The organism is Planktothrix tepida PCC 9214, from assembly GCF_900009145.1.
GTDB classification, from domain to species: domain Bacteria; phylum Cyanobacteriota; class Cyanobacteriia; order Cyanobacteriales; family Microcoleaceae; genus Planktothrix; species Planktothrix tepida.
In genome coordinates, this window is sequence record NZ_LN889782.1 from 1,505,955 (window position 1) to 1,520,036 (window position 14,082).

Genomic DNA, 14,082 nt, shown 5'->3' on the forward strand with positions numbered 1-14,082 from the left:
AAATATCCTACATTGCTTAATAAGATGAATTCAGTCTAGTGGAGATTGGATTGAGAAGCAAGCCATTTTTGCAATTCTTGTTTTAACCAGTTTAATTCTTCTTCGGGTAATTGATGTCCAAAACGATAGGTTTTGCGACGGGATAAAAAGAAAATATTCGGTTCCTGAGTAACGATTTCCAAACTCGGATAATAATTACCTTTATCATCGGTTGTTCTAATTAAATTAATTTGTTGGATTTGGGAAATATCTCCTTGCTTATGAATGGGGAAATAGGAATACCAAAAGATATTAAATTTTTTGTTTTTAAAATTAAGTTGAACTTTTTCAAAAGGTTTATAATCCAAAAAAGCTTTATAAATTAATAATCCTAGAGTTACAGGAATTCCCAATAATGTTAAATAAAATAGAATGATTAAACTTGAATTAATTTCTGTAAAGATAGAGGGTTCTATAACTCTATACAGGGGGGAAGTGATTAAAGCAGCGATCGCGCTTAAACCTAATATTTTAATAGGCATAGCTCCCGGAATGAATTGTAACCCTCTTTTAATGCCCTGAATCGGATTGCCTAAAATTTTCTGAAGGGGAGAAATATATTGTAAGGAAAACTGAGAGGGAATATTAACGTTAAATTCGTTGGAAGATTGAGATAACTGGATAGAAGGTTCAGAGTTAGTTTTTGAAGGAAATTTAGGTTTATAATTTAAAGCATATAAAGCCACTTGAGTTGAGGAAAACCGAGAGGTTACTGCGGGTTCTATTAAGGTTTCTAACCACTTTTGAAAGGCGGGATCTAGGATGTCCCCGTTAAACTTCATTTTAAAGTTTTCTTGGGGTAATTCGGCTGGAGGAATTCCGGTTAACAGATGAATTAATGTGGCTCCTAGCGCATATAAATCGGAAGCAGGAACCGCTAAACCTCCAAATTGTTCAATGGGAGTATAACCAAAGGTTCCAACAACAGTAAAGGTTGACCCTGGAGTTCTAGGTTGAAGTTGAACTGCGCCTAAATCAATTAAATAAATATGATGATCTTCTCCCCAAATTAAATTACTCGGTTTAAGATCTCGATGCAATACCGGCGGATGAAGTTGATGTAAATAATTTAAAATTTCTAAGACTTCAAAAGCTATCCAGTAGAGTTGTTGTTGGGTAAAGCGATGATTTCCTTCTAATTTCTCTTTTAAGGAGGAACCGGGAATATATGCGGTCACTAAAGCAAACCAGACATTCTGATCATCCAGGGAAAAATAATCTCGATATTTAACTAAGCGAGGATGATTTAATTGTTTTAAAATTTGGGCTTCACGTTCTAATAATTTTAAATCTTCCCATTGCATTGAACCTCCCAACGCCAATAATTTGACAACGGCTTTATCCTTCAGCATTAAGTCATCTGCTAACCAAGTTTGGCGAACAGGATTCTCATTGAGTTGGCGTTTGAGTCGAAACCGACGGTTAAGTAGAGTTCCCGCAGTCAGCATTATCCCCAAAAAATACAAGTTTATATGATATTGTAGCTAAAAATTCCTGTTGAGTGAAGGTCTTATTATAAAAAAATTGAGTTTTTATTATTTAAACTTGATTTAAACTTGAAAAATATTTTAAAGGATTATAATTTCTGTTAAGATGACTCTCAGGTCAACAAAAATGGCACAATAGAAGCAAATTGAACAGGAATTCTTGAAATATGAGTGATTCCAAAATAGCACCTTTGATGATTCTCAAAGACGTTGGTAAATCCTATCAACAGCCCAATGGACAGCAAATTCCAATTCTTAATAACATTAACTTAGAATTGCGCCGAGGTGAAATCATCGCTTTATTAGGGCCTTCGGGTTCAGGAAAATCAACATTAATGCGAATGATTGCTGGCTTAATTTCTCCCACCCAGGGACAAGTTATTTGTCATGGAAAACCTTTAATGGGTATTAATCCAGGGGTAGCAATTGTATTTCAAAGCTTTGCCCTTTACCCTTGGTTAACGGTTTTAGAAAATGTTGAATTAGGATTAAAAGCCAGGGGATTTCCGCTAGATTGGCGACGACAAAAAGCCCTAAAAATGATAGATATTATTGGGTTAGATGGATTTGAAAATGCTTATCCAAAGGAACTATCCGGGGGAATGCGGCAACGAGTTGGGTTTGCTAGAGCTTTAGCGGTTGAACCGGAGTTATTGTGTATGGATGAACCGTTCTCGGCTTTAGATGTTTTAACCGCAGAAAACTTGCGAATTGAACTTTTAGATTTATGGTTAGAAAAACGCATTCCGACCGAGGCTATTTTAATTGTAACGCACGGGATTGAAGAAGCGATTACCTTAGCAGATCGTGTTATTGTTTTAGGTCGAAATCCAGGGCGAATTCGGGCGAATTTACCGATTAAATTAAATCATTATCGAGATCGTAAAAGTGCCAGTTTTCAAGCCTTAGTTGATCAGGTTTATAAAATTCTAACTAATCCCGATTTAGAAACCTTAGAATCTCAAATAAGCCTCACCACAGCCCCTAATAATACTCCGAATAAATATCAATCTTTACCCTATGTGCGTATTGGTTCTATTGCGGGTTTATTAGAACTTTTAGAAGACCGACAAAATCCTGATTTATATCGTTTAGGGCAAGAACTACAACTGGAAGTTGATGATTTACTCCCCATTGTAGAAGCAGCAAAATTTATGGATTTAATCGCAATTCGAGAAGGAGATTTGAACCTGAAACCCATTGCCCTAGAGTTTATTCAGGGAAATATTGACCAGCGCAAACAAATTATTCGTCAACAATTACTTCAACATATTCGGCTCGTTCAACAAATTTACAACCTATGTCACTCGAAACAAAATCATCGGATTCCTGAAGATTTAGTGTTAGATATTTTGAATAATCATTTTAGCCCTAAAGAAGCTCAAAGACAGTTAAATACAGCGATTGACTGGGGACGTTATGCAGAACTTTATGCCTATGATGAACCCAGTGGGGAAATCTTTTTAGAAACATCTGATTTTAGTTCAATAACACCGGAGGGATAAACAATATGACGAGATCTCTTACTCCTAAAAATCAAACCTTAGATCGTTCTCGCTTGACCTGGCAAGATGGTTTATTAATTCTAGTAGTTATTACCATCTTATTAGTCATTGTTCGCACCGCTTCCCAATTTGTAGGAGATTATAAACCGGATGTCAGAATCTCCACCCATTTAGAGCAACTTCCCAGTTATACTGCTCAAACCTTATTAAGAATGGGATGTGCTTATTTTTTATCCTTAATTTTTAGTTTAGTTTATGCCTATTCTGCTTATCGTTCTTCCTTGGCTGCTAAAATCTTAATTCCCCTTTTAGATATTTTACAATCGATTCCCGTTTTATCTTTTTTACCGGGGGTTGTACTCGCTTTAATTTCCTTATTCCCAGGTCAAAGAATCGGAGTTGAATTAGCTGCTATTCTGTTAATTTTTACGGGGATGACTTGGAATTTAGTTTTTAGTTTTTATCAATCTTTGTCGAGTATTCCTAAAGAATTATTAGAAGTTGCTACGGTCTATCATCTCAATGCTTGGCAACGGTTTTGGTCAGTAGAATTACCTTCGGGAATCTTAGGATTAGTTTGGAATAGTGTGATGTCCGTTGCTGGGGGATGGTTTTTTTTGATGGCAATTGAATCCTTTACATTAGGGACTCACAGTTTCCGCCTTCCGGGTTTAGGATCATTTTTAGCTCAAGCTTCTGATCAAGGTGATTTCATCTCTATTGCTTGGGGATTAGGGGTTTTAATTGGAATTATTATTATTCTGGATTTTTTGGTCTGGAAGCCATTAATTGCTTGGGCAGAAAAATTTAAGTTAGAAATGGTTGAATCCCAAAATGTTCCTCAATCCATTGTATTAGATTTCCTGCGACGTTCCCCAACTTGGAGAATTTTAACTGAACGCTTTAGTCAGCTTTGGTCAGAAAAAATGAGTCAGACTATCGGAAAAACTGATCTTCATCTTACCGCCGTTTTACCCTCAAAATCCTATCCAAATTGGGGGACTGATCTATTCTTAACCGGGTTTGGATTTATGATTTTATGGGGAACTTGGGAAGGAGTTATTTTATTACAAAAATTAGAGTTTCAAGACTGGAAGCAAGTGATTACAGGTGCTATTTTAACCGCTTTACGGGTTGTGATTGCCTTATGTTTATCTTTATTATGGACTGTACCTGTGGGAGTTGCCATTGGTCGAAATCCTCGACTAGCCCAAAGTTTACAACCCTTAGTTCAAATTGCGGCATCTGTTCCAGCAACGGCATTATTTCCGGTCTTATTACTATTTTTAGCTCGTTTAGGAGGAGGATTACAAATTGGTTCAGTAGCACTGATGATGTTAGGAACAATGTGGTATATCTTATTTAATGTGATTGCAGGGGCGCAGGCTATTCCCTCAGAATTATTTGAAGCCGCTAATATTTATAAACTTTCGTTAATATACCGATGGAAAACAGTAATTTTACCCGGAATTTTTCCCTATTTAATTACAGGCATGATTACGGCTGTTGGTGGGGCATGGAATGCTAGTATTGTCAGTGAATATGTTCAGTTTCAAAATCAAACCTTAACCACTCCCGGATTAGGATCTCTGATTTCTAAAGCCACAGAAACAGGGAACTATCCTTTATTATTTGCTTCTACGGGTGTGATGTCGTTATTAGTCGTCTTAACAAACCGTTTGATCTGGCGGAAATTATATCAATTTGCTCGCTCAAAATACCAACTATTGTAATTATTAACCCTTTTTCCTTCGTAGTGAGGTGTTCACGCCTCATCTTTATCTTTAAGTAAGATATTGAGGCGTAAACGCCTCACTAAGAAGGAAAAACGTTATTCAGTTTCTTCAACTTTTAAGGAATTACAAGGGATTTTTTCAAGTTCAATTCGGGTCGGATCTCCACTGGAATAAACTTCTAAATCTGTGTGAGATTCGCCCACAAATATGCAATATTCTCCAGGAAAAACAACCCGTTCAAAATAACCCCGAATTGTACTTTGCAAACGAAGAATTTGCACCTGTCTAGTGGGGTTTTTATAACTACATAAAATTTCAGTCTTAAGGGAATCTACAGGCAAGTGTACTGTTTGCATGGTGTTTTATTAAAGTGAGGTTTTAAAGGACTGTTTTCAAATTTCTTAACTTTTCAGTTAAGGGTAAGGGAGAAGGAGAGGGAAAGGGAAAGAGTCCCAAGCCCAATTAGAAATCAGAAACGTCATCTATGACTTTAGATAGATTTGTCCTGATGGTTCTCTACAACCTTGATGGCAATGATTAATCTTGTGATGTTATCAAATCATCATAACTTAACAATTTATGAATTAAGTTATGTTAACTATATTATACACTTATTAACTCAGTTGCAACAAGGGAAAAGTTGTCAGAATCATCAACACAATTTCTTTATAAATTTCGGGTTTTATCCGAACTGTGTGAAGATTTTGTTGAGTGATCCCCAGAATAGATAACAGACTGAACCTTACCGTTTCCATTGCTACTCCCATTTCCATTAGAATAAGATCCCCTGTCTGTATTCAAGGTGACATTTTCCCAATCTTGGGGTTGAGAATTATGTCCCATCAAGCGGGATTGCAGACTTGTGGCAATGACATAAAAAACCGGAATAATATATAAACTCAGAAACGTTGAGACAAACATTCCCCCCATCACAGCCATTCCAATTGCTACTCGGCTCCCCGCCCCTGCCCCTGTCGCAAACGCCAAAGGTAAAACCCCTAAAATGGTCGATAAAGCTGTCATCATAATCGGTCGAAATCGTAACCGACAAGCTTCTAAGGCTGCTTTTTGAATGGATAACCCCTGTTCTCGGAGTTGGTTGGCAAATTCTACAATTAAAATTGAGTTTTTAGTGGCTAATCCAATTAACATAATTAACCCAATCCGACTATAAGCATTTAAGTCTAATTGTGCAATCCATAAAGCTCCAAATGCGCCTAATAACGACAAAGGGACGGCTAATAAAATAATAATGGGGTCAATATAACTTTCAAATTGGGCAGCTAAGGTGAGGAAAATAAAGATTAAGGCGAGAGCAAAAATAAAGTTAGTGGCTTGACCCGCTTCTCGAAATTCTAAAGATTCTCCAGAGTAAGCCGTTTGCATTCCCGGAGGTAAAATTTCTTTCGCTAAATTTTCTAATGCCTTTAACGCTGCTCCTAAACTCACTCCTGGTGCAGGACTGCCTTCTAAAGTTGCTGAGCGAAAGCGATTAAAGTGGCTGATTTGAGGCGGTGTTGTGGCCGTTGAAATCGTGACTAAATTACTTAAAGCAATCATTTCTCCCTGTTGGGAACGCACATATAATTCCTTTAAATCTTCGGGATTCGCTCGATACTTTTCATCGGATCGAACCACAACTTCATAACGTTGATTTCCCTGATTAAAATTCGTAATTTCTTGACCGCCGACTAAAATTTGTAAGGTTCGAGCTATATCCTGTACCGAAACCCCTAAATTTCCGGCTTGGGAACGATCAACCGTTAGGGTTAATTCCGGTTTATTGAGTTTTAAATTGGTGTCAATATTGACTAATTCAGGTAAATCTCGCGCCCGAATTACAAAGTCTTGGGACACTTGGGCTAATTGTTCTAAATCATTGCCTTGTAAAACAAATTGTATCGGTTGACCTTGACCTCCTCCAGGTAATCCCCCCGGATTAGTGGGGAAGACTAAAGCATCAGTAATTGTTGAAAATTTACCTAATAATTGCTTAACCAGAGATTGTTGAGATTGTTCTGGTTTTGTCCGTTCAGACCAAGGAATTAAACGGGCAAAAGAAAATCCTGTATTGGCTTGGGCTGCCCCTCGGCTAGAACCAGCAATGGCAAAGTAACTTTCAACTTCGGGTACTTGGCTGAAGATTTTTTCAACCTGCTGTACTACGCGATTTGTATAGTTTAAACTAACCCCTTCTGGAGCCGTAATTGGAGTAAAAATTCGACCTCGATCTTCAGTGGGTAAAAACCCTTGAGGTAATTGTAAGAATAACCAAACTGTTAATCCTAAAGACGCAATAAATCCTAAAATTAGAATCGGTTTCAATCCCATTAATACTCGGAGAGTCCAAGCATAAATGCTAGTAATTTTATTCAAAACCCATTCAAATAAATCCAAGGGTAAAGCTAGGAGTTTCATCAATCCCCTACGCTGGGTTTCATGACGTAATAAACGGGCAGAAAGGGGAGGGGCTAAGGTTAAGGCAACAATACTTGAAAAAACAACAGAAGCTGCTAAAGTTAAAGCAAATTCATTAAATAATCGTCCACTGGTTCCACCCGCAAAGGCAACGGGGACAAATACCGCAACTAAAACAACTGTGGTTGCAATCACCGCAAACACCACTTCTCCGACGGCTGCAAAGGTCGCAGGAAAAGGTTCGAGCCGTTTTTCTTCCATATAACGGATGATATTTTCTAAGACCACAATCGTATCATCTACGACTAAACCCGTTGCTAAGGTTAAGGCAAATAGGGTTAAGGTATTAATGGAAAATCCCAGGAAAAACATGACACTAAATGCACCAATTAAAGAAATGGGAATGGTAATCGCTGGAATTAAAGTTGCTCTCCAATTTCTCAAGAATAAAAAGATAATTAAAACTACCAGTCCAATCGAAATTAACAAACTAATCCAAACTTCTTCAATCGCCAGTTCTACAAACTCAGAATAATCCACGGCAATTTGATAACTGACTCCTTCGGGGAAACTTTTTTCTAATTCGGCTAATTTTGCTTTAATCCCATGGGCTACTTCTATTAAATTCGCATCAGAAAGTTTACTAATTCCTAATGAAACAGCAGGAGTTCCCTTAAAACGGGCAATAACTCGATCATCTTCTGCCCCAATTTCCGCCCGTCCAATGTCTCGAATTCTAATTTGCGCTCCATTCTCATTGCGTTTAATAATTAAGTCTTCATAATCTTGGGGAGTTTGTAAACGACCTAAAGTTCTCACTGGATATTCCGTTTCTTTTCCTTCAATTCGGCCACTGGGAATTTCAACGTTTTGTCTTCTTAAGGCTTGTTCAACGTCTAAAGCGGTAATTTGACGGGCTGCCATTTGTACCGGATCTAACCATAATCGCATGGCATAGCGACGTTCTCCTGAAATCGAAATACTGTTAACTCCATCAACAGTTTCTAAAGCATTTTTAATATAAAGATCTGCGTAATTACTTAACTCTAAAGGAGATAAAGTTTTAGCAAAAAAGGCAATCCATAAAATTCTTTCATCATCTCCTGATCGCTTTTCTACTACAGGTTCATCGACTTCATCGGGTAAGTTTCTGGCCCCTCTGGCTACCCGACTTCTCACTTCTTGGGCGGCGACTTCTAAATCTCGATTTAATTCAAATTGAACCGAAATAGAACTACTTCCTTCTCGACTACTGGAGGTTAATGTTTTAATGCCAGCAATGCCGTTAATTTGTGCTTCTAAAATTTCCGTAACTTCCGTTTCCACTACCTGTGGACTCGCCCCTGGATAGCTCGTTGTCACGGTAACAATGGGCGGATCAATTTTAGGATATTCCTGCACGGGAAGGCGAGTATAACCCACGATTCCTAAAATAATAATCAGCAACGAACAAACCGAAGCAAAAACAGGCCTTTTAATAAAAAAATTAGTAAACATAATATCAGTTATCAGTTATCAGTTATCAGTTATCGGTGATTACTACTTTTTAATGTTGACCTGTGGCATTGGGTGCAGAATTAGGAGATAAAATATTAATTGCAGCCCCATCAGATAATTTTTGTGTACCGGAAACAATAAGTTTTTGTCCCGGTTGAAGTCCTTCTAAAATTTCAGCCCGATCGCCTTGAATTAAACCTAATTTAACAGGTTGTCGTTTTGCGGTTAATTTTTCCTGTCCTTCCGCTAAAAAGACAAAGCGTTGATTACCTTGAAATTTAACGGCTGTCATCGGTACAACCACTGCATTTAGTTTTTGTTTCCAAACGACTTCAGCCCGCACAAATTGACCATCTTTAAATAAGCCTTGACCATTATCAAACGTGGCTTTTGCTAAAATCGTTTGAGAGTCTTGATTCACCGATGGGGAAATAAAACTGATGCGTCCTGTGGCTAATACTTTTCCCTGAGCATCAACCATTTGCACAGCTAATCCTATTTTTAAATCTGCCTTACGTTCTAAAGGAATAGGTAAGCGTAATTCTAACTGATCATTAGCGGTTAAACGAGTAAGGATATCCCCTTTATCCACATAATCTCCTACTTTAATATCCACATCCCCAACTATTCCAGTAAAGGGTGCTAAAACGGCTGTTTCTTGCAACTGAACTTCAATACTGCGAACTTGTGCTGCGGCTTCTGCAACTTGTGCTTCCGCCTGTTGAATTTCTTGAATCCGAGTTCCGTTTTCTAACTGTCTTAACGCTTGTTGTTCCTGTTCTACAACGGCCCGACGTAAATTAATTTCTGATTGTCGATTTTTTTGTAATTGTTCTAAACGACGTTGCGCCGCTTGTAAATTAGCTTCAGCACTGTTTTTTTGCGACAATAACGCATCAAATTCATCCTGGGAAATTGCCCCAGATCGGCTTAATGCTTCAAAGCGATTCACCCGATTTTCAGCTAATTGAGCTTCGGCTCGAATCGAATCAATTTGAGCTTGAGCTTGATTAATTTCTGCTAAAAAACTACCAGATTCAGCATCAGCTAATCCCGCTTTTGCTTCCGCTAATTTTGCCCTTCCTTGAGCAATTTCTTCAGGACGACTTCCAGCTTGTAATTCCGATAAACGAGCTTGAGTACGAACTAGATTGGCTTTCGCTTGCGTTAAACTTGCTTCTACATCATCACTTTTTAATCGTGCAATTGCTTCTCCCTGTTGAATCATCTGCCCGGATTCTACTAATATTTGAGTAATTCGACCTTCAATTTCCGGTTTAATATCTACCGCCCGTTTTGCTTCTAATGTCCCTACAAATTCAGAAGTTTCTTCCAGATTGGAAGTTTCTACCCCAGCGATTCTAACCCCATTTCCTCTAGGCTGTTTCGGTTGGTCTGCTGTTAAGTTTTCCCCCTTGTTTGGGTTGGCTTGCCACCATTGCCCCCCTGCAAAACCCAGACCTAATGCTATTAATGTAACTAGAGTAATGGGGAACCATCCTGTTTTTACAACCGTCGATTCTGAGACAGTTGTTGCAGGTAAAGATTGAGGGTTAAGGTCGGTTTGGATTAGAGGATTATCCTGTTCAGCCCAGTCTTGATCCTGCTCTTTTGTGGTTGATTTAGGGGATTTAGAATAAGACATTGTTCAGCTAAATTTGAGGTCGTTTTTTACGGAGCAGAATGATGAGAAAAGAGATAAATCCAGTATTTTACTAGACGTTACAATATGTTAAGCTCACCTAACATCTTCCTTGAGATAGAGGAGGAATGAGGTAAATTTTCTTTTTCCAAACATTCATGTAACCACTCCATTTCTGATACCAACATGAATTTTGCACGTTCCCAAGTTGCAGATTGGAAAGAGTCCGTCACCAAATTCCCCATTTCTTGAGTCTCTAAATAAGCTTTTCGTTGATGACAAACTCTTAAACGATTTTCAATTAATCGCACTCGTTCGGAAGATTCTAAATCTCCAAAAAAGAAATATTTGACTAAAAATCGAGCGCGACTTTTAACCCAGCTTTCTTGAGGTTGTTCTAACATCTTTTCCCGCCAGCGAGTACACCCGCTAGGAGTAATCGCATAAATTCTGCGACTAGCTCCGGCATCCCCAGACTCTTCCAGTAATACCTGAATGTGGTCTCGTTCTTCTAAACGTTTGAGCAAAGGGTAAATTGCTCCATAGTTCACACTCATACAACTACTAAGAAACAACTCTAGTCGCTGTTTCAGTCGGTAGCCATGTAAGGGTTCTCGCTGTAATAGTCCTAGGGCAGACAGTTCTAACATTATATCAAATTGATAGTTTATTCAGTAATTTTTACCCTACAGGAAAGTTTTTGATCGATTTTAAAACCCTACCCGGAATATTTCACCCAGTAGGGTATAGGGTTATCTACACCACAAAAGATCTCAGTAGTTCTGAATATAGCAGATTAGTAACTGGACTCAGCCCTATAGCTTTACACCTGACATCAAGGATGAGTCCGATATCGATGCAGTTAGCTTCTGTTTAACAAGTGTGATTAACTCACTCGTTTTGTTAATGCTGAAACTTCTACAACTTGCATTAAATGGGATAAGATAGATCACAATCGTAATTTTTATCAAAGCAATTACACAGGGGGAAGTTCGTAAAACCCCAAACCTAAAACCTTAAGCTTGAAAAAAAGTAACTATTGTGATAATTTAACTTAACGCCAGTTTCGCCAAACGCTGATTCCGAGTTTTTAAGGGGTTAAAAGCATGACGAGCAGAAGAGTTCTGTTTATTCTGAGCAATCTCCAAGGCAAAATTAGGCATTTCTTGATGACAATAAGAACAATACCAATACACTCGGTTATGCTCAATATGACGGAGCATGGAAGAAGAGCAACAGGGACAGTCATTCATGGATATTATTCTCCTATCAAAAAATCAAATAAAATGAACTCAACAGTACAGATACAGTTGATAAACTAAAATGTTTTAAAACCGGGTTTTTGTAATTAAACTAATTCCGTGCTTTCGCAGAAATCTGGATTGTATTAGATCGATTTTTTATCAAAATTTTCCATTTGTCTATTTTAATTTGTTCATTCTCAGTTACGATGAACAGTCGATTCAAAATTGAAGAAACTTCGAGTTTGAGTTTAAGGCTAGAGGCGAACAATGAAGAAATTTTGAAGCCAACCCTAAAGTTTTTAATTGATTATTTCTTCATCCTTTAACTTCAGCATTAAACTTTACTTCCCTAATGTTTCACCTATCATGCTAATTTTTACTCACTTCAGAGGCAAATTACATCTTCCTTTTGAGAGGTTTCCTGTAAAATAGAAGCGTTTATCGGTTAATCAAACTGAGCATAGCTTTTTTAAGTATTGTAACAATTTAGAACCCTTAATTGTTTAGTTTGCCCCATCTAATTTAAACAAGATTTGGCTACTTTCAACCTGAACTGAGACAATGAAAAAATCCCTCTAAAATTGAAATCCATGAGACCTAAAATTAAAGATCCAATGGCTTGGCAGCAAGCTGAACTCCTGATGCAACCTGCTTTTATTCGTCTCCTCGACAATATCCGTAAACAATTAGACGAATCGATTTGGACAGGAACTTACCAGGAAATTCAAGACCCATTCCCTGGATATCGGCTAGACTTAGAACATAATGGTCAAAAAGTCAGCATAGATATTTGGGAATTGTGTTATCAAATCTGTTTTCAAAACTATCGTCCTACCCATGCTGCTCAAGAAAGTCTTGAGGTTGAAATTGACACAACCTTAATTGATCAAGAAACAGGGGACGTTGATTGGCAGAAGCTCGAAGATAAAACCCGTCAGATTATTGAAGATTTATTTGCGCGTCTTACGCCCTGAAGCAACCCATTTTTGCGCTTAATTTTCTATACTCATCAATGTTGAAAAAATTTTAATCTTCCAACTCCAACAATGATTTCAGAATTACAAAATTTACAAGCCAAGACTGGTGCTATTTTTGAAACCTCTAGCCTAGAGAAGGTCATTCCGATGAGCTTTGGAAATGACACCGAAGCGATCCATGCCAGCCAACAGGGTGTTGCTTTATATGATCGATCTCATTGGGGACTGTTAAAAATTTCCGGGGAAGACCGACTGCGATTTTTACATAATCAAAGTACCAATTCTATTCAAACTCTCAAACCGGGAGAAGGTTGTGATACCGTATTTGTAACTTCAACGGCTCGAACCCTTGACCTGGCTACAGTATTCATCACAGAAGATGCAATTCTCCTGTTAATTTCACCCAACCGTCGTCAGCAGTTAATGGAGTGGTTAGATCGATTCATTTTCCCAATGGATCAGGTAGAATTGCAGGATCTCAGTAGCCATTATTCCATTTTCAGTCTCCTAGGGCCAGATAGTCGCAGTGTTCTCCAGAAGTTAGGTGTAACCGATCTGCAACAACAGCCGTTAGGTTGCCATCAATTATTGGAAATTGCCGGTTCAACTGTCCGTATTAGTGCTGGTAGTGGTTTAACAACCCTTGGCTATACGTTCATCATTCCTACCTCTGCTGCTGTCTCTGTGTGGCAAACCCTAACCCAAGTGGGTGCTATTCCATTGGGTGAAGTTGTTTGGCAACATTTACGCATTCGCCAAGGTCGTCCAGTTCCAGACGCTGAATTAACAGAAGCTTACAATCCTCTGGAAGCAGGTTTATGGCAAACGCTTTCCTTTGATAAAGGCTGTTACATTGGTCAAGAAACGATTGCGCGTCTCAATACTTATAAAGGAGTTAAACAGCAACTGTGGGGTATTCGCTTGAATGCACCCGTTTCACCTGGAACGCCGATTTGGATTGAGGATGCCAAAGTTGGAATATTAACCAGTTATACCAACACGGATGGAGAGCATTTTGGCTTAGGTTATATTCGCACCAAGGCAGGTGGAGTAGGTTCTAAGGTCAAGGTGGGTGAAATAGAAGCTGAAGTTGTTGATGTTCCTTTTTTAAAACATCCTCCCCTATAGGATTTTGCTGAAGGTGGAGAAATCCTCAATCACTTCTTCACCTTCATTCTCAAAGCCTCCACAGGACATCCACCTTGTAAATGCTGTTGAATAATAGTTGATACATCCATCGGTTCAAGGTGACTGTACCAAACCTCATCAGGTAGAACAATCATCATCGGCCCGTTGCCACACTGTCCTAAACAGCCTATTCCCTGAATTTGGACATCAGGAGGAGATTCATCCTTAAACAACACTAATATCTTGTCACTCCCTTGTTTATGACAGGTGCGATTTTGACAAATCAGAACTTGTTTGAAACCCATACGGTTAAAGGGATCTCCTAAAAAAAACCTTTAAACAACAACTGCCCCGATTTAAGTCAGGGCAGCTATTCAGATAAACCTTAATAAAAAACAGAAAACTGAAG

Annotated in this window: 11 protein-coding genes; 4 read left to right on the forward strand and 7 right to left on the reverse strand. The window is 38.4% G+C overall.

The features are described from left to right. Positions 1 to 35: 35 nt before the first annotated feature. Positions 36 to 1,487: a serine/threonine protein kinase gene (locus PL9214_RS09555; RefSeq protein WP_072718503.1), complete on the reverse strand. Its 1,452-nt coding sequence runs from the start codon at positions 1,485 to 1,487 to the stop codon at positions 36 to 38. Between the two features lie 206 nt (positions 1,488 to 1,693). Between PL9214_RS09555 and PL9214_RS09560 the strand changes: the two genes are divergently transcribed. Continuing rightward, positions 1,694 to 3,031, forward strand: a complete 1,338-nt coding sequence (locus PL9214_RS09560) for an ABC transporter ATP-binding protein (protein ID WP_072718504.1) — start codon at positions 1,694 to 1,696, stop codon at positions 3,029 to 3,031. Positions 3,032 to 3,036: 5 nt separating this feature from the next. Next, the gene (locus tag PL9214_RS09565) at positions 3,037 to 4,764 is read left to right on the forward strand and encodes an ABC transporter permease (protein WP_072718505.1); all 1,728 of its coding nucleotides are present in this window, start codon (positions 3,037 to 3,039) and stop codon (positions 4,762 to 4,764) included. Positions 4,765 to 4,862: 98 nt separating this feature from the next. Here the strand turns inward: PL9214_RS09565 and PL9214_RS09570 are convergent, their stop codons facing one another. From PL9214_RS09570 to PL9214_RS09590, 5 genes are all read right to left on the reverse strand, one after another. Then, entirely contained in the window at positions 4,863 to 5,123 is a 261-nt protein-coding gene (locus PL9214_RS09570) for a DUF1830 domain-containing protein (protein WP_072718506.1), read from the reverse strand. A gap of 310 nt (positions 5,124 to 5,433) precedes the next feature. Further along, complete coding sequence (locus tag PL9214_RS09575; protein WP_072718507.1) at positions 5,434 to 8,682, reverse strand: efflux RND transporter permease subunit; 3,249 nt, start codon at positions 8,680 to 8,682, stop codon at positions 5,434 to 5,436. A 49-nt stretch (positions 8,683 to 8,731) separates the two neighbouring features. Then, positions 8,732 to 10,327 (reverse strand): efflux RND transporter periplasmic adaptor subunit, encoded by a 1,596-nt coding sequence (locus tag PL9214_RS09580; protein ID WP_072718508.1) that lies wholly within the window; start codon positions 10,325 to 10,327, stop codon positions 8,732 to 8,734. A 77-nt stretch (positions 10,328 to 10,404) separates the two neighbouring features. Then, positions 10,405 to 10,974 (reverse strand): PadR family transcriptional regulator, encoded by a 570-nt coding sequence (locus PL9214_RS09585; RefSeq protein WP_072718509.1) that lies wholly within the window; start codon positions 10,972 to 10,974, stop codon positions 10,405 to 10,407. 399 nt (positions 10,975 to 11,373) lie between these two features. Continuing rightward, positions 11,374 to 11,577 (reverse strand): hypothetical protein, encoded by a 204-nt coding sequence (locus PL9214_RS09590; protein ID WP_072718510.1) that lies wholly within the window; start codon positions 11,575 to 11,577, stop codon positions 11,374 to 11,376. A gap of 581 nt (positions 11,578 to 12,158) precedes the next feature. Between PL9214_RS09590 and PL9214_RS09595 the strand changes: the two genes are divergently transcribed. Both PL9214_RS09595 and ygfZ read left to right on the forward strand, forming a co-directional pair. Continuing rightward, positions 12,159 to 12,542, forward strand: a complete 384-nt coding sequence (locus tag PL9214_RS09595; protein WP_072718511.1) for a hypothetical protein — start codon at positions 12,159 to 12,161, stop codon at positions 12,540 to 12,542. A gap of 72 nt (positions 12,543 to 12,614) precedes the next feature. Then, positions 12,615 to 13,673, forward strand: a complete 1,059-nt coding sequence (ygfZ, locus tag PL9214_RS09600; protein ID WP_072718512.1) for a CAF17-like 4Fe-4S cluster assembly/insertion protein YgfZ — start codon at positions 12,615 to 12,617, stop codon at positions 13,671 to 13,673. Positions 13,674 to 13,702: 29 nt separating this feature from the next. On the opposite strand, the gene PL9214_RS09605 is transcribed toward ygfZ, so the two are convergent. Beyond that, the gene (locus PL9214_RS09605; RefSeq protein ID WP_072718513.1) at positions 13,703 to 13,978 is read right to left on the reverse strand and encodes a (2Fe-2S) ferredoxin domain-containing protein; all 276 of its coding nucleotides are present in this window, start codon (positions 13,976 to 13,978) and stop codon (positions 13,703 to 13,705) included. Positions 13,979 to 14,082 lie beyond the last annotated feature (104 nt).